At 67.8% G+C, this 18,435-nt stretch carries 17 protein-coding genes; 9 read left to right on the top strand and 8 right to left on the bottom strand.

Features of this window, described 5'->3' with window-relative positions; genetic code table 11:
- Window positions 1-40: 40 nt before the first annotated feature.
- Window positions 41-1,702 (bottom strand): CorA family divalent cation transporter, encoded by a 1,662-nt coding sequence (locus V5B60_RS08500; protein ID WP_332346618.1) that lies wholly within the window; start codon window positions 1,700-1,702, stop codon window positions 41-43.
- 49 nt (window positions 1,703-1,751) lie between these two features.
- Window positions 1,752-2,669 carry a fructosamine kinase family protein gene (locus V5B60_RS08505; protein ID WP_332346619.1) on the bottom strand — a complete coding sequence of 306 codons (918 nt, stop codon included), beginning with the start codon at window positions 2,667-2,669 and terminating at the stop codon, window positions 1,752-1,754.
- Between the two features lie 279 nt (window positions 2,670-2,948).
- On the opposite strand from V5B60_RS08505, the gene V5B60_RS08510 reads away from it, so the two are divergent.
- Window positions 2,949-3,275: a hypothetical protein gene (locus tag V5B60_RS08510; RefSeq protein WP_332346620.1), complete on the top strand. Its 327-nt coding sequence runs from the start codon at window positions 2,949-2,951 to the stop codon at window positions 3,273-3,275.
- Window positions 3,276-3,332: 57 nt separating this feature from the next.
- Here the strand turns inward: V5B60_RS08510 and V5B60_RS08515 are convergent, their stop codons facing one another.
- From V5B60_RS08515 to V5B60_RS08535, 5 genes are all read right to left on the bottom strand, one after another.
- Window positions 3,333-4,778: a diguanylate cyclase gene (locus tag V5B60_RS08515; RefSeq protein ID WP_332346621.1), complete on the bottom strand. Its 1,446-nt coding sequence runs from the start codon at window positions 4,776-4,778 to the stop codon at window positions 3,333-3,335.
- 85 nt (window positions 4,779-4,863) lie between these two features.
- Complete coding sequence (locus V5B60_RS08520; protein ID WP_332346622.1) at window positions 4,864-5,916, bottom strand: GGDEF domain-containing protein; 1,053 nt, start codon at window positions 5,914-5,916, stop codon at window positions 4,864-4,866.
- A gap of 91 nt (window positions 5,917-6,007) precedes the next feature.
- On the bottom strand, window positions 6,008-6,190 hold the full coding sequence (locus V5B60_RS08525; protein ID WP_332346623.1) for a hypothetical protein: 183 nt from the start codon (window positions 6,188-6,190) through the stop codon (window positions 6,008-6,010).
- Between the two features lie 178 nt (window positions 6,191-6,368).
- Complete coding sequence (locus V5B60_RS08530; protein ID WP_332346624.1) at window positions 6,369-8,285, bottom strand: GGDEF domain-containing response regulator; 1,917 nt, start codon at window positions 8,283-8,285, stop codon at window positions 6,369-6,371.
- A 158-nt stretch (window positions 8,286-8,443) separates the two neighbouring features.
- The gene (locus V5B60_RS08535; protein ID WP_332346625.1) at window positions 8,444-9,778 is read right to left on the bottom strand and encodes an MATE family efflux transporter; all 1,335 of its coding nucleotides are present in this window, start codon (window positions 9,776-9,778) and stop codon (window positions 8,444-8,446) included.
- A gap of 191 nt (window positions 9,779-9,969) precedes the next feature.
- Between V5B60_RS08535 and paaK the strand changes: the two genes are divergently transcribed.
- The 3 genes from paaK (at window position 9,970) to V5B60_RS08550 (ending at window position 12,780) form a co-directional block, all read left to right on the top strand.
- Entirely contained in the window at window positions 9,970-11,283 is a 1,314-nt protein-coding gene (gene paaK / locus V5B60_RS08540) for a phenylacetate--CoA ligase PaaK (RefSeq protein WP_332346626.1), read from the top strand.
- Window positions 11,284-11,457: 174 nt separating this feature from the next.
- A complete protein-coding gene (locus tag V5B60_RS08545; protein ID WP_332346627.1) occupies window positions 11,458-12,288 on the top strand; it encodes a hypothetical protein in 831 nt (276 codons plus the stop codon).
- A 117-nt stretch (window positions 12,289-12,405) separates the two neighbouring features.
- Window positions 12,406-12,780, top strand: coding sequence for a hypothetical protein (locus V5B60_RS08550; protein ID WP_034936262.1), 375 nt, complete (start codon window positions 12,406-12,408; stop codon window positions 12,778-12,780).
- A gap of 69 nt (window positions 12,781-12,849) precedes the next feature.
- Here the strand turns inward: V5B60_RS08550 and V5B60_RS08555 are convergent, their stop codons facing one another.
- Window positions 12,850-14,157, bottom strand: coding sequence for a toll/interleukin-1 receptor domain-containing protein (locus V5B60_RS08555; protein WP_332346628.1), 1,308 nt, complete (start codon window positions 14,155-14,157; stop codon window positions 12,850-12,852).
- Window positions 14,158-14,505: 348 nt separating this feature from the next.
- Here V5B60_RS08555 and V5B60_RS08560 point away from each other — a divergent pair, with 348 nt between their 5' ends.
- The 5 genes from V5B60_RS08560 (at window position 14,506) to V5B60_RS08580 (ending at window position 18,413) form a co-directional block, all read left to right on the top strand.
- The gene (locus tag V5B60_RS08560; protein ID WP_332346629.1) at window positions 14,506-14,721 is read left to right on the top strand and encodes a DUF6116 family protein; all 216 of its coding nucleotides are present in this window, start codon (window positions 14,506-14,508) and stop codon (window positions 14,719-14,721) included.
- Between the two features lie 334 nt (window positions 14,722-15,055).
- Entirely contained in the window at window positions 15,056-16,471 is a 1,416-nt protein-coding gene (locus V5B60_RS08565) for a DUF3300 domain-containing protein (protein ID WP_332346630.1), read from the top strand.
- A 37-nt stretch (window positions 16,472-16,508) separates the two neighbouring features.
- Complete coding sequence (locus tag V5B60_RS08570; protein ID WP_332346631.1) at window positions 16,509-17,465, top strand: DUF2950 domain-containing protein; 957 nt, start codon at window positions 16,509-16,511, stop codon at window positions 17,463-17,465.
- Window positions 17,466-17,577: 112 nt separating this feature from the next.
- On the top strand, window positions 17,578-18,108 hold the full coding sequence (locus V5B60_RS08575; RefSeq protein ID WP_332346632.1) for a septation protein A: 531 nt from the start codon (window positions 17,578-17,580) through the stop codon (window positions 18,106-18,108).
- 2 nt (window positions 18,109-18,110) lie between these two features.
- Complete coding sequence (locus V5B60_RS08580) at window positions 18,111-18,413, top strand: YciI family protein (protein ID WP_332346633.1); 303 nt, start codon at window positions 18,111-18,113, stop codon at window positions 18,411-18,413.
- The last annotated feature ends 22 nt before the right edge of the window (window positions 18,414-18,435 follow it).

Here is an 18,435-nt window from a genome sequence, read left to right on the forward strand (position 1 = left end):
TGCTGGCAGCTGCTGCCGGGTCCGGGTCTGGCGCCGCCGTTCAGCTGCCGCGTGGCGGCCGCCTGCCGCGCCAGACGGCGAGCAGCGTCGCCAGCTTGTCTCCTGCCGGCAGGCGCTCGTCCGACAGCGCCTCGAGGAAATCCGACAGCCGCTTCGAGCGGACGATCGCGAAACCGGTGAGCAGCGCCGACAGCACGAAGACCAGCGCGAAGAAGAAGAGGCGCTCCGGCAGCGGTTCCTGCGCCGCGTCGATCAGGTTCATGCCGAGGAAGCCGGTGCTGATCGTCGCGATCAGGCCGGCGGTGGTGACCACCGTCAGCCGCACGACGGTGTTCGCCTGCCGACGCAGGCTGTCGCTGTCGAGGTACTGGCTCATGTCCTGGATTTCCTCGCGCAGCTCGGCGTACAGGCGCTCGGTGCCGAGGTGCCTGCGCGTCATGGCGAACAGCGCGCGCGCCTGCGCCTGATCGGAGATCTCGTTGAACCAGTAGCGGTGGGTGAAGCGCAGGAACACCTCGAGCACCTCGCGGATGTCGCGCTTGAAGGTCTTCACCGACTCGGCGTTGCCGATCTGCAGCCGGTTGAGGGCCGTTACCAGACGATCCGAGAGCATCAGCAGGGCCGCCTTGTGGAAGTGGGGAATCAGGGCGAGGAGAAAGAACTGGTGGCGGAACTGCCCGAGCAGCCCGTTCTCGGCGCCGCTGAAGTACGCGTCGCGGGCACTGCCCACCATGATGCAGGCATGACCGCAGGAGAGCAGCCGCGTGCCGCCCTGCGCCGCCTGCGGATGCCAGTAGCGGTCGTAGCAGAAGCGCGCCTCGAAATCCTCGAGGTGCTGGTCGGAGTAGGGCAGCGAACCGCCCTTGCCGGGACCGCCGACCAGTACCAGGCGGGCGAAATCGCCGCGATCGAGGCGGCGCGGGTCGTCCATCGCCAGATAGGCGAGCAGTGGCATGCGGTGATACTCGATCTGCCGGTAACGCACCGGACCTTCCTCATCCGAGTGGTGCAGCACCAGCGGCCGCAGCAGGAACTCCCAGTGCGATGCGATGCACGGGGCGCGGAAGCGGCTGACGAAAGTCAGGTACTTGCGGCGCTTCTCGTAATCCGAGGTGGCGAGCACCCGGCCATCGGCGGCGAGCCATTCACAGAGCCGCAGGCAGTGGCCACCGCTGCCATCCTCGTCCCAGTAGGGCGGATAGGCGCGTCCGAAACGGTACAGCGTGTCCTGCACCTGCCGCAGGTCGAGATCGTCGGCGGCGATCTCGACGACCAGGATGACGACGTCGATGTCGTGGAAGAAGTAGAGATCGATGTGGACGATGGCGAAGCAAAGCGGCGTATCACTGTCCTTGAAACTCATCCGTACCTGCGCCACGTCGTCGCGGCGAAAGACCCGGATCGGTGATCCGCCGAGCTGTCGACCGCAGTCGTCGTTGCCTCCTTCGCCGTAGAGAAAGCGCTGCACGTAGGGCAGGAAGGTGACGAACTCGCTGTAGTGGCGTTCCTGGAACTGCCCGGGGTCGCCGGAGAACTCGTCGGCCAGTTCGTGCCACGGCTGGCGGCTGCTCTCCTCGGCCAGCACTTGGTGGTGCTGCTGCAAGGGGCTGCCGGCGGCCAGCGGCATCAATTGCAGCGGCCAGAGCAGGATCTGCCGGAAGTGGACGACCCGTTGTTCGTGTTCGCGGTTGGCGATGGTCATCGCTCGTCTCCGGGGCGGGGCGCCGCAAGCCGGTACATCGACCGGCGGTTCAGCCGCCGATGTCGGCCAGCAGCCGGCCGATCATCCGCTCGGCCTGTTGCAGGTAGCCGCCGCCGAACAGATTGAGGTGGTTGAGGACATGGTAGAGCTGGTACAGCAGCCTGCGTTGCGCAGAACCGTCGGCCAGCGGCCAGGCGTCGCGGTAGGCGGCGTGGAAGCTGTCGGGAAAGCCACCGAACAGCTCGCTCATCGCCAGATCGGTTTCGCGATCGCCCCAGTACACGGCCGGATCGAAGAGCGCCAGCCGGTCCTTCTCGTCGAGCGCGGCGTTGCCGGACCAGAGATCGCCGTGCAGCAGACTCGCTTGCGGCTGATGATCGACGAACAGCGCCGGCAGCGCGTCGACCAGGCGCTCGCCACCGGCGATCAGCCGCGCCGGCTGGCCATGCCGTTTTGCCATTGCCAGTTGTGGCAGCAGTCGCTGGCGGGCGAAGAACAGCGGCCAGGTCGGCTGCACGGCGTTGTACTGCGGGCTGCGGCCGATGAAGTTGTCGTGCGGCCAGCCGTACTGGCTGCCGGTGATGCGGTGCAGCGCCGCCAGCGCCCGTCCAGCGGCCGCGCCCGGTGCCTGCCCGCGCAGCGGAGCGAGCGGCAGGTGCTCGAGGACCAGGAAGGCCTTTCGGCCACAGACTCCGTGTCCGCAGACGCCCGGTACGCGCAGCGCGGGGCAGGCTGCCAGCGCCGCCAGGCCGTCGGCTTCGGCGGCGAACATCGCCGCCAGGCTGGCGTCGTTGAGCTTGACGAACCAGCGGCGCTGGCCGCCGCGCACCACCAGCGTGCGCGAGATCGATCCGCCGCCGACTTCGCTGACCGAGTCGAGCGCGGCGACGGCGTCGCCGTCGGCGCCGAGCAGCGCGCGCAAGGCGGCATCGAGATCGGCATCGAGGACTCGGTGGCTCGCGCTCATGGCGCTTCGGGCAAGGCCGGACGGAGCTGCTGCCGGTCCACGGCCGGCATCGGGGTTGTCGTCGGCGGTCGACACGCGCCGTTCATCGACCGACGGCCAGCAACGGCCAGAGGGTTTACGGATGCCGGCGAATGTGATCTGATACACGCCCCATGTCGTCCTGCCGCGCCATCCGCGCGCGCTCGGCGTGCCGCCGGCGCGCTGTCCGGAGGCGGGACGTGACGCCGCCGCTCGCCTGCCGGTGTCCCGCCGGGACCTTTCATTCCAGGAGCCAAACCCATGAAGATTCGCCTGATTCTCGTCGCTGCCCTGCTTGCGATCGGTCTAGCCGGTTGTGGCGAAGATGCGCGGAAAGCCGAAGCCGCCAAGGCAGAGGCCGCGAGACTTGCCGCGGAGGCCAAGCAGAAGGCCGATGAAGCCGCCAAGAAGGCCGGTGAGGCGGTCGGCGCCGCTGCCGAGGCCACCAGGGAGGCTGGCAAGGAGGCAGTTGCGGCGACCAAGGAGGCCGGCAAGGAGATGGTCGTCAAGGCCGCCGATGCGACCAAGGAAGCCGCCGATGCGACCAAGGAGGCTGCCGACAGGGCGAAGGCGGCAGTCGGCAAGTAAGGCTCGTTCGTCGCCTGCCGGCGGCGCGCGGCCCGGACGCGCGCGCTGGCGTCGACCTCACCGCGCATTGCCCGGCGCGATCGCCACCGCCGGATTGACCGCCGCTGCCGTTGCTGGCCGCAGGCAGTCGAAGAACATCCGGTCGGCGCCGAGCATGTGCTTCGTCACCACCTCATAGGCGAGAAACTGGAAGACGTCGCCGACGCCGCGCGTACCGGCGCGGTAGCTCGCCAGCAGTTCATGCGCCTCGCTGGTCAGCCCCTGGTGCAGCAGCGAGTGCTCGCTGGCACCGGCAAACCCGGCAGCGGTGAAGACCGCTTCCTCATCGCGGAAGTGCTCGACGACGCCGGCGAGCAACTGGTCGACGATGAGCTCGAGCCCATTTCCCGGCCGATCGGAAAGAATCGCCGCGAGCAGGCGGTTGGCGTCGGCAAAGAGCCGCCGGTGGCCACGATCGACGATCTCGTTGCCGCTTTCGTATGCCGCGTGCCAGACGAGTTGCACGAAGTTGGCGACCACGTAGCCGTCGCTGCCCGCCTGTTCCGGCGCCAGACGGATCTGATTGCGGCCGGCGTCCTTGGCGCGATAGAGCGCGGCGTCGGCACGCGCAAACCATTCCTCCCAGCTTTCTCCGGCAGCACATTCGGCGACCCCGACGCTGACCGTGACCTTGCCGACGGTGGCGAAGTCGCCCGCTGCGACCTCCCGCCGCAGCCGCTCGGCGACCGCTGCAGCGGTTGCCCTGGCGGTGTTCGGGCAGAGGACGACGAACTCCTCGCCGCCCCAGCGGCTGAGCGAATCGACCTTGCGCAGAGCTCCCTGCAGCAGCGTCGTCAGGCGTTGCAGGACGGCGTCGCCGGTGGCATGGCCGTGCTCGTCGTTGATCCGCTTGAAGTGGTCGACGTCGATCAACAGCAGGCAGAGCGAATGTCCATAGCGTGCCATGCGCTCCATTTCCGTGCGCACGCTTTCCTCCAGCCGGCGCCGGTTCCAGATGCCGGTGAGGCGATCGGTGCTGGCTGCCTGCTCCAGCTCGACCACCATCTGTTGCAGATCCCGATTCGCCTCCTGCAAGCGTTGCAGCGTTTCCTTCGCCGCCAGCGACACGTGGCGCCGCTGCAACGGCTCGACCAGCGATGCGATCGCCTGCAGCGTCCGGTCAGGCGCCAGGATCGCCATCTTCAGCCACGCGTAGCGGCGGCGCTGGCCGCCGTGCACCAGTTCGATGCGGGTCCACGCCGCGGCCTCGCCAGCGAGGATGCGCCGGTCGCATTCAGCGAGCAGGTTGTGCGCCGGGGGCGGTACGATGTCCGCCTCCGACTTGCCGGCGAGGCGGTCGCCCGGGCGGCAGAGCAATGCTTCGATCACCGGGTTGGCAAGTCGATAGAGTCCGTCGAGTCCCTTGATCGCGAAGCCGACGGCGTTGGCCGGCATCAGCAACTGCAGCAGCCCCGCTACCGGGACGACCGCATTGTCGACCGGCAGCGTCTCATGACTCGTCATGCGTTCTCTCCGGCTGCACCCCGGCCGTCGTCGCGCCGAGCGCGGCCGGCGGTGGCCGCTGCCCGCAGGTGCCGACCCGGCGGGTTCATTGTCCGCTGGTCGTCACCGGCCGCGGAGCGAGGACGACGCGGTTGCGTCCCTGCATCTTGGCCGCGTACAGCGCGCGATCGGCTCGGTTGACGAGGTCGCTTGCCGACTCGCCGGCAAAGTGATCGGCGACGCCGATCGACACCGAAATGTTGCCGACCAGTGACTCGCGGTCGCCGCTGCGGCGGACACGGCTGGCGGCGACCAGTGCGCGCAGCGCTTCCGCGAGGCCGACGGCACCGCCACGTGGCGTGTTCGGCAAGACGACCGCGAACTCCTCGCCACCGTAGCGCGCGGCGGTGTCCTTGCCCTTGACGTTGGCGCGCAGGATCTGCCCAACGTTGGCCAGCACGCGGTCACCGAAAACGTGCCCCAGGCTGTCGTTGATCTTCTTGAAGTGGTCGAGATCGATCATCAGCAGGCAGGGTCCGACCGATTCCCCTTGCAGTTCGCCAAGGCACTCGGCGAGGGCGAGGTCGAAGCCCTTGCGGTTGGTGAGGCCAGTGAGGGCGTCGATCAGCGCCTCCTCGCGCGCTCGCGCCACCTCCTGCCGCAGGAGTTCGGTCTCGCGCACGCTTTCGGCCAGTCGTGTCTTCAGGGTAGTGATCGCTTGCTGCATCTGCTGTGTGCCACGCAGGATGTCTGCGACGCCGCTGGCGAGCGCGTCGCTGCCACTCGCCGGAGCGATCAACTCCTCGTTCCAGCGGGCCAGAGAATTGCCGAAGCGGGCCGCCTCGTCGCCCGCCGCGGCGGTCGACTCCGAGACATGGCTCACCAGTTGCGCGACACTGTCACCGAGGCGCAGCGCCGTCTTGGCGTCGAGTTCGCTGATGTGTCGGGTATGAAGACCGTCAAGCGTCTGTTCGCTGAGCCGCCCACCACCCTTGAGCAGCGAGTCCAGCTCGCTGCGCAGGGCCGGATTGGTGCCGGACACGTACTCGTACCAGACGGTGTAATTCGTCGGGTGCATGCCGGCGTCGTGCTGGGTCATGTGTTTGAGTGCCAGGCGCAGGTACTCGGTACTCTGCGCAGGGCTGTGTCGGTACTTCACCCCGCTCTCCATTTCCAGGCCGGTGCGAGCATGACTCCTGACATGTGTTTCCCTTTCGCTCTGTCGTTCTTCGGCGGGCTACTGTGTCGGTTCAGATGCTTCCCTGCAGTCGCCTTCGCTGGACTTCGACGGTCGGCAGCGGGCGGCTGGCCGGGTCGCCATCCAGTTTGTCACAATGCTGCCGGCGCAGGAAGTCAGCCTGCTGCGAATCATACAAGCCTTCGGCAACGATCGGGCGACAGAGGCTGCTTGCCCTGACGATGATCGCCGCCATGATCCGGGTCACTCCGGGTTGTCAGCTCCGCGGGCCCGCGGCACTGGCGATTCTACGCCAGCGCGCGGGGGTCAGGCGCATCCGGCCGTCTCTCGACAGGTGGAAGAAGCGACCGGCCTGTTCCGCAAACGCCGCCACGAACACCCGGTCACCGGCAGGCCACGCACCAGGTCCAGGTTCAGGCGGCGTGGCCGCTGGCGCATCGCGTCTTGCCGCCAGCAGAAAGGCAGACGCGGTTGCGGCCGGCGTTCTTGGCAGCGTAGAGGGCCTTGTCGGCGGCGCGCAGCATGTCGTCGGCCTCGTCCATGCTTTTCTCCCGGTTGGCGACGCCGATGCTGACCGAAGTCTGGATCTCGACGTTGGCGACGGTGATCCGCAGCTCACGTACCATTCGGCGCAGCCGCTCGGCCGCCAGCAGGGCGGCGCGCGGGTCGGCATCGTGGCACACGAGCAGGAACTCCTCGCCGCCGATGCGGCTGACGCTGTCGTCCTTGCGGGCGGCTGCCTGGATCGCGCGCGCCACCTCCTGCAGGACCTGATCACCGATGGCGTGTCCGTGGCGGTCGTTGATCGACTTGAAATGATCCACATCGATCATCAGCGTCGCGACCGGCTGGCCGGTCCGCTGCGAGGCGCTCCAGAAGCGTTGCAGTGCGTCCATTCCGGCACGCCGGTTGGGCAGCCCGGTCAACAGGTCGGTCATCGCCGCATGTTCCAGGCGGCGGTTGCTCACAGCCAGTTCGGCGGCGAACTGCTTGAGCTGGGCGCGGTCGTGCTCCCAAGCCTCGAGCAGCTTGGTGTAATGCTGCGCGGCGCGCATGCGGGCACTCAGTGCGCGCAGGTTCACCGGCTTCGTGACGTAGTCGTCGACCCCGGCCTCGAAGGCCTCGATCAGCTTCTCGTCGGTCACTTCACCGGTCAGCATGATGACGTACATCGACTGACCCCAGTCGGTGGCGCGCAGCGCCCGGCAGAACTCGAGGCCGTCCATGACCGGCATCAGCCAGTCGGTGATGACGATTTGCGGCAGCGCCTCGACGGCGACCGCGAGGGCCTCTCGGCCATTCTCGGCGGTGAAGACGGTGCACTCGAGGAGGTCCGAGAGCAGGGCTTCGGTGAGCATGCGGCTGCTCGGTTCGTCCTCGACCAGCAGTACACGCTGGCGAGGAGCGCCGCTGCTTGTCTCCTGTCGCGCGTGGGGAATCGGCGCGTTGGCCATGGTGTCGAAGGACGGCGGCGCGGTGGCCGGCAGTTTGAGCAACTCGGCCCAGTCCTGCCATTCGCGTACCACCTGATCGAAGACTTCGCCGAGAGCCTGGGCATCGAGTCCGATCTTGCCGCCGAGGAACATGAGTTCGGCAATGTGCCCGCTGCGCTCGGCGACCGGCGAGTGGCCAAGGTCGGCCATTCGTCGCGCCTGGAAAAAAAGTTGCGCGAGTTGATAGGGGCGCGAGCCCTGGCTGAAGCCGGCTGCTTCGGGCCGCTCATGGCAGGAAACGGGTTCGACAAGGGCGTTGGGAATGCCGCAATCGGCCAGGACGGCAGCGGTCACCTCGTTGTGGTCGGCACCCAGACGTTCGCGCTCGAGCAGTTGCAGCGCTTTTCCGTCATGCTCCTCCGCGAGGATCGCAGCGTACTCTGCGGGGTGGGTCGTCGCGAGCACCAGGGCGCCGATCTGCGCCAGCAGACCGCAGGCGAACAGTTCGTCCGCCGCCGCAATCCGCGTCAGGCCACCCAGGGCGTGACAGGCAACCGCCATCAGCAGCGAATGTGACCAGAACGTGGCGTGGTCGAAGGCACTGTCCTGGCCATCGAGATACTGGTCGACGAGCGAGAAGCCCATCGCCACCTGCCGCACGGTGCCCATGCCGAGGCGCAGGACGGCCTCCCGGATCGATGCGACGGGCCGGCCACCGGAACGTGCCAAGTTGCACAGGCGCAACAGACGGCTCGACAGGGCGGGGTCACTCTGGACGACCTTTGCCACCTCGTCGAGCGTTGCATCTTCTCGCCGGCAGATCTCGAGGACGGCGAGCGCCACGCCTTTCGGGCTCGGTAGCCGGCCACTGATGCGAAGCTGTTCGATCCTGTTCATCGTCCCTGGCACTGCTCGCCGATCATGGGCTGCAGTCTACCGGTCCAGTGCCGCTCGCCACAAGCACGACGTGATGCGCGCGGTGCGATGGCGTCCGGCCGCGGTGCCGGATGATCGATGGTGATTCTCCGCCGCTTGTCCGACCGGCTGTCGCCAGGTCACTCGCGGACGGCGCGCATCGCCCGCCGCAGCAACTCGCCGAGCAACAGCGATGCCAGCACCAGGCTGACCACCGACGCCAGCCAGAAGCCGCTGGCGCCCATCGGCTGCGGCGAATGGAAGGCGAGCCACCAGCCGCCAAACAGGCCGACGCCCCAGAAACAGAGGACATGCACGCACATCGGCGCGAAGGTGATGCGGTAGCCGCGCAGGGCATGTGCGGCAATCGTCTGCACGGCGTCGAAGATCTGGTAGAAGGCGACGTAGCCGAGCAATCCGAGGGCGACCGCCCGCACCGCCGGATCATCGGTCCAGGCGTCCGCCAGCGGCATCGCGAGCAGCCAGACGATGCTGCCGAGCAGGGTCGACAGGCTGCCGGCGAGCAGCAGTGCGGCGGTGATCGATCGTCCGGCGCGATGCCAGTCGCGTGCGCCGGCGGCCTGGCCGACCTGCGCCAGCGTCGCGATGCCGAGGGCCAGCGGCAGCATGTAGCAGATGGCAGCCAGGTTGGCGACGATGCGGTGGCCGGCGACGACGGTTGCCCCGAGTTGGGCGATGAACAGCGCCATCAGCGTGAACGACGAGATTTCGACGAAATGCGAGAAGCCCATCGGCACCCCGAGTCGCAGCAGGCGGGCCAGCGGCCGGGGTTGCGGCAGCTGCCAGCCGGCGAACAGGCGGTATGGCCGCAGTGCCCTGGCGCAGCGCAGGTAGGCGGCGGCAGAGAAGAGGGAGAAGAAGGCGACGACGACATTCGACAGGCCGCAACCGACGACGCCGAGCGCTTCTCCGCCCCAGGCGCCGGTCACCAGCAGCGATGCCAGGAGCGCATGCAGGAGCGTGCCGCCGAGACTGATCAGCAGCAGTGGCCGCGGTCGCCCGAGGGCGTTGCAGAAGGCGTGGAAAGTGCGGTAGAGGAGAATTGCCGGCATGCCGAGCGCGAGCAGCGCCAGGTAGGCCCGTGCCCTCTCCTCGACCACCGGGTCGATGCGCGACAGTGCCAGCAGGGGCGCCGGATTGAGGAGGACGATGACGCCGGGGATCGCCAGCAGCAATGCCAGCCACAACGACTGCTGCAGGGCAGCGGCAATCTCGCCGTCACGACCGGCGCCGTGCAGATGGGCGACCGTCGGAGCCACCGCCTGCAGCACGCCGACCAGAGCAAAGACGACCGAGATGTAGATGCCACCGCCGACAGCCACCGCGGCCAGGTCGTCGGTGGCGTGGTGGCCGAGCAGGGCGGTGTCGATGACCATCATGCCCATCGAACTCAACTGCGCGAGCAGCATGGGCAGTGCGTGTGCGAGGAGGCGACGGGTGTGGTGGACGAGCATCGGGCCGGTGCGGGGCGGGACGGCCTCGCAGCGTACCCGATTTCACCGTTGCTGCGGCTGCGCACGCTGCCCGGGTGGCGATCCGTGCGCCGCTGGCGAAGAAAAATGCTCCGGATTGCGACCCTGCTTATTGAAAGAGACCCGCGTATCGTCTAGGGTTTCGGCTTTCGCCAATCCGGGAGATCAGGAAGATGGTCGCTGCCAGTCGTGTCACCGCCTACGAACCGATCGAGACCGCCAGCCGCGATGAGATCAGCGCGCTGCAGCTCGAGCGCCTGCGCTGGTCGCTGCGTCATGCCTACGACCACATCGAGCACTACCGGCGCAAGTTCGATGCCCATGGCGTTCACCCCGACGACCTGAGGACGCTCGACGATCTCGCGCGCTTCCCCTTCACGAGCAAGGACGACCTGCGGCAGAACTATCCTTTCCGCATGTTTGCCGTGCCGCGCGACCGGGTCGTTCGCGTGCACGCCTCGTCGGGGACGACTGGGCAACCGACCGTCGTCGGTTATACGCAGAACGATATCGACATGTGGGCGACGTTGATGGCGCGTTCGATCCACGCTGCCGGCGGCCGGCGGGGCGACATGGTGCACATCGGCTACGGCTACGGCCTGTTCACCGGCGGACTCGGCGCGCACTATGGTGCCGAGCGCCTCGGCTGCACGGTGATCCCGATGTCCGGTGGGCAGACCGAGAAGCAGGTGCAGCTGATCAACGACTTCAAGCCCGACATCATCATGGTGACGCCGTCGTACCTGCTCAACCTGGCCGACGAGTTCAAGCGGCAGCGCATCGACCCGGCGTCAAGCGGTCTGCGCGTCGGCCTCTTCGGTGCCGAACCGTGGACCAACCAGATGCGCGTCGAGATCGAGAACACCTTCGCCATCGATGCGATCGACCTCTACGGGCTCTCCGAGGTGATCGGCCCGGGAGTCGCCAGCGAGTGCATCGAAAGCAAGGACGGGCCGGTGATCTGGGAGGATCACTTCTACCCCGAGGTGATCGATCCGGCGACCGGCGAGGTGCTGCCCGACGGCAGGCATGGTGAACTGGTCTTCACCTCGCTGTCGAAGGAGGCACTGCCGATGATCCGCTACCGGACGCGCGACCTGACCTGTCTGCTGCCGCCGACGGCGCGCTCGATGCGGCGGATCGACAAGATCACCGGCCGCTCCGACGACATGCTGATCATCCGCGGCGTCAACGTCTTTCCGTCGCAGGTCGAGGAACTGATCCTCAAGCAGCCGAAGCTGTCGCCGCACTACCTGATCGAGGTCTGGCGCGATGGTCATCTCGATTCGGTGGCGGTCGATGTCGAACTCAAGCGCGAGTACCGCTACCTGCCGGCGGTCGACAAGGAGCACGTCGCCCACTCCCTGCAGCGGCACATCAAGTCGTTCATCGGCATCTCGACCGAAGTGCGCATCGCCGACATCGGCGGCATCGAGCGCTCGCTCGGCAAGGCGCGACGGGTGATCGACCGTCGCCCACGCGAGTGACCCCCGCCAGAGCCTCATTTCTTCTTGCGCTGCAACGGTGCAGCGGGTTGCCCGGACGGAGGACGCTCGTCGAGCGGGGGGCTGCGTGTTATCGTTGCGTCCGCGCGGCAAGAAAGGCAGGCGGCCATTTCCTGCACCGTTGCCGACGATACCGGGGAGCTTCCGTCTCGCGCCATGAACCTCGTCTTCGATGGTCCCGGCCAGCCCATGGGGCTGGTCCCGCACAGCCTGGTCGCCCTGCTGCCGCTGGCCGTCTGGGCCTATCGGCGCTTCGTCGGCAGGCGGGGCGGTTCGCTCGTCTGGCTTCTTGCCGCCGTCGGCATCTTTCTGCTGACCAACGGCATCGTCTTCTGGGACCAGTCGCGGGTGCGGAGGATGGCGGCGGACGGCACGCTGCAGGTGACGCGCGGCAACATCACCCAGAGCTGGCACATCGTCTCGCGCGAGCGCGACTGGACGAGCCGCACGCTGAGCTACCGGACCACCGTCAGCGAAGGTTTCGACGTCGGTGGTGTGCGGTTCCGCTGGAACATCGGCGACAGCTTCTCGCCGGCAACCTTTTCCAATGCGGCTGAGCCGCCGCTCGCCTTTCCCGAAGGCGCCGCGGTCGAGGTCAGCTGGTTCGTCGATCCTGCCAGCGAGGACGAGCGCCGCATCGTCCGCTTGCGCATGGAACCTGGCGGCGCACGGGCCACCGTTGCCGACGCGGAGTTCGCCGCGGTGATCGCCGGATTCGTCACGGCGCTCGAGTCGGCTGACGGGACGCGGCTGGCCGGACTGGTGCAGTTTCCCGTGAACTTCGCTGGCCATATGCTGGGCGCCGGGCAGGTGGACGACCTGCGGGCGGCGCTGGCGATGCCCGCGCTGCAGACCTGCCTGCGAACCGCTGCCACTGAAGCCTTGCCCGACGGTTCGCGGCGCATCGTCTGCCACGGCGTGACGCTGGTCTTCGCCAAGGCCGCTGGCGATGTGTGGCGGCTGCGCGAGCTGCACCAAGGATCCTGATCCGCCAGGCGGAAGTCGTCGGCAGCGGGCCCCAGTGCCCGCGGGCGCGAGCGGGCGGACGCCGCCGCAGGTCGCTGCGCAAACTCCGAGGACATTCCGGAAAGGGTTTTTTCGACGATGAACAAGCTGGCTCCCCGACTGCGCGCGACGGCCTTAGCCCTGTTCCTCCTGCCGGCAGGCATGACCGGCGCCGCTGGGCAGGCCGGTGCCTTGCAGGGCGAATACGAGTTCCATGGCCGGACGCGCGTCGATCCGCCTGCCGACGAGGCAAGGGACACGCATCTCGGCCTGGTGCTCGAAGGCGCGGTGGCGCGCGAGCTCTATCGGCGCCTGCGCGTGCGCGCCGTGCGCGATCCCTGTCTCGATGACGGTTCGCGCAGCAAGACGCAGGGACCGTTGCGCTGTACCGAGATGGCGAATGGGCGCAGCTGGCGCTGCGAGTTCGCGATCCAGCTGGACAGATCGATCCTCGTCGCCGATGGCGTCTGCTAGGAGGGCCGGCTGGCGGCGGCTGCCGCGGCGTTGATGACCGGCGGCCATGCTGCCGGCGCCGGCTGGCCCCTATGGTGCCGCGTCGTCGTCCTGCACCAGGCTGCCGACGCGCGTCGCCGACTGGCGCAGCTTGTCGAGGTTGCCCTCGGCGCAGTCGATGTAGCTGTGGATGCCGATGATTGGCGGCAGGTCACGTTCGGAGTACAGGCGCAGCGTCCGGATCAGCGATGTCCGGGTGTTGTACTCCTTGAGTTTGGCGCACTGGAACTCGTCCCAGCAGACCGGCGAAGCGGTGTAGTCGGGCGACAGGACGGCGATGAAATGGCGCGTCCGGTTGACCGCATCGGAGATCAGGCTGAGCCACTGCCCGCCGACCGGGATCGAGTCGCGATCGTAGAAGATGCGTGCCGACGGTGCGCTCTGCTGCAGGGCACGAACGAACTCGGCGACCTCTTTCTCCTGGCGGTGCGCATAGCTGATGAAGAAATCGTAGGCGCCCCGGTCGTCACTGACGGCGGTTTCCGGAACCGTCCGACCGGCGGCGGCTGCCGCCGCGGGACGGCGATCGATGCGCGCGAAGAGACGCTGCAAGAGTGGCTTCTCGTCGTCGTCGGCGGCGCTCAGCAGTTCGTCGCGCAGGTGTCGCTCGCAGCGGTTGATCAGGTTTTCGGCGAGTTGCCGCCGCGGCGGTTCCTCGCCGCCCGCGCGCCGACCGGCGATCCGCTGCTCGTGGCGCTGCCGCGATGCGGCGAACAGGGTGGCGGCAGCGGATGCCGTGGCGGCCGAGAAGGCGACGATCTTCAACTGCCTGATCGGCAGCCCCTGCTCGAGCCAGAAGATCGCGGCGTCGAGCAGCCGCGGCAGCAACTCGTCGAGCGCGACCTGCTGGTTGCCGGTCGCCAGCAGCGGCATGGCGACGCTGGCGATGGCGAAGCGTCGCTCGGCGTAGCGCTCGGGGATGATGAAGTTGTTCAGGCACCGGAAGACGAAGCCGACGCGATCCTCGATGTTCGGCCGCTCGACGCCGGCGTGGGCGACGAATCCCGGATGCGAAGGCTCGAAACAGATGATGCGGCGAAAGTTGAAGCGGCTGGCGAGCTCCGGCGACAGCGGCCTCGAAAGCCAGCAGCCGAGGCGGACGCGCTCGTCTTCCTCCTTCCGGCGGGCGATCTCACGCATGTCGAGACCGCTTTCGAAGAGGCTTCTGAACAATGTCCCGGGATCTGGCGTGTAGCTGTCGGGAAAGGCCGAGACGACCAGCGCGTCGACCGCGTGCGCCGGCGGTATCGCCGCCAGGTCGCCGGCCAGCAGCTGGATGCAGGCTTCGGGCTCACCGCCGCGCTGGCGCACTACCTGAAATTCGTCAATGATCCGCATTTCAGACCTCCCGCTGAATGTTGGCTGCCGCGCCGCCCCCGCTGCGCTCGACGGCCCTGAACGGCATCGACCGGGCGCACGGCGCGATGTCGCTTGCCGAGCGGTTGGCCGTGCTCGAGCAGGCAGTCTCTTCGCTGGGCAGCGCGTGCGTCGCGTCGGTGCAGCCGCCATCGTACTGCAGCGGCGTGAGCTGTGGGCACCACTGGCGACGGGCATCGATGATACGCGCAGAGCCGTCTGCACTTCGCCGGACGCGCGCCGGCTAGAATGGCGGCAGCCGCACGCGGCGTGGTTGGCGCCGGGGTTTGCCTGATGCACCCGCAAGCGGAATCTCTGGAGCCCTTCGTCATGCGCAAACTGATCATCGGTCCGCTGCTCGCCTATCTGGCAGGCCTGCGTTTTCCGGTCCTGTTCGGCGTCGCCGCCGTACTCTTCATCATCGACCTGTTCGTTCCCGATTTCATCCCCTTCGCCGACGAGATCCTGCTCGGCCTCGGCGCTGCGCTGCTTGGCGCGTGGAAGAGGAAGCGGCAGGAAGGTGGCTCCGGGTCGGTGTCGTCGTAGGGATCGACGTCGGTTGGGCGTACAGGAATCACGGGGGCGCCGCCGCGCCGTCACGGTGCCGGCTCGGGCAGGCGCGGATGGAGCGTGCAGCATCTGTTGACCGCTGCATACGGTTTGCCGGCGATCGCGGTTTGCTGGGCCGTAGCCGGCGAGCCGCTCGTCCGCAGCCTGCGCCGGATGCGTTTTCGATGGGCGGCCAACGGGCTTGCAGATGGTCGAGCCAGGGGCTATGCTGGGATCAAGGCCGACCTGATCGCCTGCTGGCCGTGAGAAGCGGCGCCTGCGTTGTTGCTGGTCTTGCCCGTGAGCCCCTTTTCGTGCGCGAGGATGCTTGATGAAATCGATCTGTTCCCGACCCGGCGCGCTGCTGACGGCGCTCGTTTTCGCCCTTTCGCCAGCGCTGGCGCAACAGCCGCCGGCGGCATCGCCCGCGGCGGCAGCCAAGCCGGCGGCGAAGACCTTCTCGCAGCAGGACCTCGATCGGCTGCTGGCGCCGATCGCCCTCTATCCCGATGCGCTGCTGGCGCAGATCCTGATGGCCTCGACCTATCCGCTGGAAGTCGTCGAGGCGGCGCGTTGGTCGAAAGCCAATCCCAAGGTGAGCGGCAAGGCGCTCGAGGATGCCATGGCGAAGCAGTCGTGGGACCCGGCCGTGCGGGCGCTGACCGCCGTGCCGCAGGTGTTGCAGCAGATGAACGACAATCTCGACTGGATGCAGAAACTGGGCGATGCCTTTCTCGCGCAACAGCAGGACGTGATGGATACGGTGCAGGGTCTGCGGGCGCGGGCCGACGCCACCGGCAACCTGAAGACGACCGAGCAGCAGGTGGTGCGGACGGAGGTGCAGGGTAGCCAGAAGATCTACGTCGTCGAGTCGCCGAAGCCGGAGGTGGTCTATGTGCCGACCTACAATCCGACCGTGGTGTACGGGAGCTGGTGGTATCCGACGCCGCCCTACTACGTCTATCCCCCCGCCTATGTCTATCCGCCAGGTCTGGCATTCGCCACTGGCGTCTTCGTCGGCGCGGCGATCTGGGGTGCCGCCAATTGGGGTTGGGGCCGCGGCAACGTGGATATCGACGTCAATCGCTACAACTCGTTCAACCGGACCAACATCAGCAACAGCAACTGGAGTCACAACGTGGCGCACCGCGGCGGCGTCGCCTATCGGGATCAGAACGTCGCCCGTCAGTACAACCGCGGTGGCAACGCGCAGGCTGCCGCGGCGCGCGAGCAGTTTCGCGGCCGCGCCGAAAGCGGACGTTCCGAACTGAAGGGAATGGACCGCGCCGAGCTGAACGATCGCGTGCGCTCGGCCGACGATCGCACGCGGGAGAACCTCGGCGGTCGCGGTGATGGCGGTCGTGCTGAGCAGGGCCGCGGCGACGGTGGCCGCGGCGGCGATCGTGCCGCCGTCAGCGATCGCATGCAGGGCGGCGATCGTGGTGGGGCCGCAGCAGGACGCGACCGTTTCGACGGCGGTGGCGCGCGCGCCGATGCCGGCGATCGTTTCGGCGGTGGCGACCGACACGCCGGCTCCGCTTTCGGCGACCGTTCGGGTGGCGGCTTTTCCGGCGTCGGCAACGGCGCCTCGACGCGTGAGGCGAGCCAGCGTGGCCACGCCAGCCGCGCCGACATGGGCGGCGGCCGTACGGGCGGCGGCGCCAGCTTCGGCGGCGGTGGTCGGGGTGGCGGCGGTGGCGGCTTCGGCGGTGGTGGCGGCCGCGGTGGCGGCGGCCGTGGGCGCTAGGCAACGCCGGTCCCCATTTTCAGCGGAGAAGAAGACGATGAAGTTCAAGTGGATCATGCATTCACTCGCCGTTGCCGCGGCGCTCGCTGTCACGCCTGCGCTGGCAGTGGCACCGGCGCCGGTGGCGAAGCCGGCCGCGACGCAGCAGCAGAGCCATGCGACTGCCGAGGACGCTGCCCGCGCGCTCGCCGACGCCGTTCGCGCGCAGGACAAGGAGGCGCTGCTGGCGGTGGTGGGACCGACGGCACGGAGCTGGCTGGCGAGCGGCGATGCGGTGGCCGATCGTGCCGACTGGCAGCGATTCCTGGCTGCATACGACCGCCAGCATCGCGTCGAGCCATTGAGCGATGGCCGTGCGCTGCTGCTCGTGGGCGATGATGACTGGCCCTTCCCGGCGCCGCTGGTGCGCCAGGGTGGGCGCTGGTTCTTCGATGCCGAAGCCGGCCGCGAGGAGGTCCTCAGCCGACGGATCGGGCGCAACGAGCTGGATGCGATCCAGACCCTGCTGGCGATCGTCGATGCCCAGCGCGAGTACGCTGCTGGCGATCTCGACGGCAACGGTTGGCACGACTATGCGCGCCGTTTCGTCTCCAGCGAGGGGACTCGCGACGGCCTGTTCTGGCCGGTTGCCGCCGATCAGCCGCCGAGCCCGCTCGGGCCGCTGGTTGCCGAGGCGACGCGCGAAGGTTATCGCGCGAGCGCGGCGGGCAGTCAGCCTCGCGCCTACCACGGCTATCGTTACCGGATTCTCGCCGCCCAGGGCCCGGACGCGCCGGGCGGCGCCCGCAGCTATGTCGTCGACGGGCGGATGATCGGTGGTTTCGCGGTCCTCGCCTATCCCGTCAACCCTGGCGTTTCCGGGGTGATGAGCTTCATCGTCAATCACGAGGGCATCGTTTACCAGAAGAATCTCGGTCGCAACGGCGAGGCGGTGGCGGCGAAGATGCAACGCTTCAATCCCGCTGCCGGTTGGACGAGGGTGCCGATCGAGTAGCCGGGTCGCCAGCGCGCGCCGCTACACAAACAGTACACGGCGGCGTCAGCCGAACGTGGACAGCGGCCGGCCAAATCGGCCATAATCCGCCGGTCCGTCGTCTTCGCTTGCCATGAAGTTCCTTTTCGACCTCTTTCCCGTCATTCTTTTCTTCATCGCCTACAAGGTATTCGACATCTACGTCGCGACCGCGGTCGCCATCGCCGCGACTTTCGCGCAGATCGGCTGGCTGTGGTTCAGGCGCCGCAAGATCGACACGATGCTCTGGGTGAGTCTGGTGATCATCAGCGTTTTCGGCGGCATGACCCTCCTGCTGCACGACGAGGATTTCATCAAGTGGAAGCCGACGGTTCTCTACTGGGCGTTTGCCGCCACTCTGCTCGGCGGCACGCTGCTGATGAAGAAGAACCTGATCCGCTTGCTGCTGGCTGAACAGATGCAACTGCCGGAAGTTGCCTGGGCGAAGCTCAACTGGTCCTGGATCGCCTTCTTCGCCTTCATGGGGTGCGCCAACCTCTTCGTCGCGTTCAATTTCTCGACCGACGACTGGGTCAACTTCAAGCTCTTCGGCGGCATGGGGCTGATGCTGGTCTTCGTGCTCGCACAGGGGCTGCTGCTGTCGAAGTACATCGAGGAGAAGTGACGATGTTCTACATGATCCTGGGCGAGGACCGTCCCGGCTCGCTCGCCGAGCGCCTCGCGGCACGGCCGGCGCACGTCGAACGGCTGCAGGCGTTGCAGGCTGAGGGCCGCCTGTTGCTGGCGGGCCCCTGCCCGGCGATCGACTCGCCGGATCCGGGCCCGGCCGGTTTTTCCGGTAGCCTGATCGTTGCCGAGTTCAGCTCGCTCGATGCGGCGCGCGCCTGGGCCGACGCCGACCCATACGTTGCCGCCGGCGTCTATGCCGGGGTCACCGTCAAGCCCTTCCGCAAGGTGCTGCCGGCGTGAGTGGCGACGCATTCGTCAGCGG

The sequence above is a fragment of the Accumulibacter sp. genome (assembly GCF_036625195.1).
In the GTDB taxonomy this organism is placed as follows: Bacteria; Pseudomonadota; Gammaproteobacteria; order Burkholderiales; family Rhodocyclaceae; genus Accumulibacter.

Bases quoted from the DNA above. Each gene is read 5' to 3' on its own strand.
- V5B60_RS08550 (WP_034936262.1), top strand. From the start codon at position 12,406: ATGAACAAGCTGGCTCCCCGACTGCGCGCGACGGCCTTAGCCCTGTTC.
- V5B60_RS08505 (WP_332346619.1), bottom strand. From the start codon at position 2,669: ATGAGCGCGAGCCACCGAGTCCTCGATGCCGATCTCGATGCCGCCTTG.
- V5B60_RS08575 (WP_332346632.1), top strand. From the start codon at position 17,578: ATGAAGTTCCTTTTCGACCTCTTTCCCGTCATTCTTTTCTTCATCGCC.
- V5B60_RS08545 (WP_332346627.1), top strand. From the start codon at position 11,458: ATGAACCTCGTCTTCGATGGTCCCGGCCAGCCCATGGGGCTGGTCCCG.
- V5B60_RS08565 (WP_332346630.1), top strand. From the start codon at position 15,056: ATGAAATCGATCTGTTCCCGACCCGGCGCGCTGCTGACGGCGCTCGTT.
- V5B60_RS08530 (WP_332346624.1), bottom strand. From the start codon at position 8,285: ATGAACAGGATCGAACAGCTTCGCATCAGTGGCCGGCTACCGAGCCCG.
- V5B60_RS08560 (WP_332346629.1), top strand. From the start codon at position 14,506: ATGCGCAAACTGATCATCGGTCCGCTGCTCGCCTATCTGGCAGGCCTG.
- V5B60_RS08525 (WP_332346623.1), bottom strand. From the start codon at position 6,190: ATGGCGGCGATCATCGTCAGGGCAAGCAGCCTCTGTCGCCCGATCGTT.
- V5B60_RS08500 (WP_332346618.1), bottom strand. From the start codon at position 1,702: ATGACCATCGCCAACCGCGAACACGAACAACGGGTCGTCCACTTCCGG.
- V5B60_RS08570 (WP_332346631.1), top strand. From the start codon at position 16,509: ATGAAGTTCAAGTGGATCATGCATTCACTCGCCGTTGCCGCGGCGCTC.
- V5B60_RS08535 (WP_332346625.1), bottom strand. From the start codon at position 9,778: ATGCTCGTCCACCACACCCGTCGCCTCCTCGCACACGCACTGCCCATG.
- V5B60_RS08555 (WP_332346628.1), bottom strand. From the start codon at position 14,157: ATGCGGATCATTGACGAATTTCAGGTAGTGCGCCAGCGCGGCGGTGAG.
- V5B60_RS08515 (WP_332346621.1), bottom strand. From the start codon at position 4,778: ATGACGAGTCATGAGACGCTGCCGGTCGACAATGCGGTCGTCCCGGTA.
- V5B60_RS08580 (WP_332346633.1), top strand. From the start codon at position 18,111: ATGTTCTACATGATCCTGGGCGAGGACCGTCCCGGCTCGCTCGCCGAG.
- V5B60_RS08510 (WP_332346620.1), top strand. From the start codon at position 2,949: ATGAAGATTCGCCTGATTCTCGTCGCTGCCCTGCTTGCGATCGGTCTA.
- paaK (WP_332346626.1), top strand. From the start codon at position 9,970: ATGGTCGCTGCCAGTCGTGTCACCGCCTACGAACCGATCGAGACCGCC.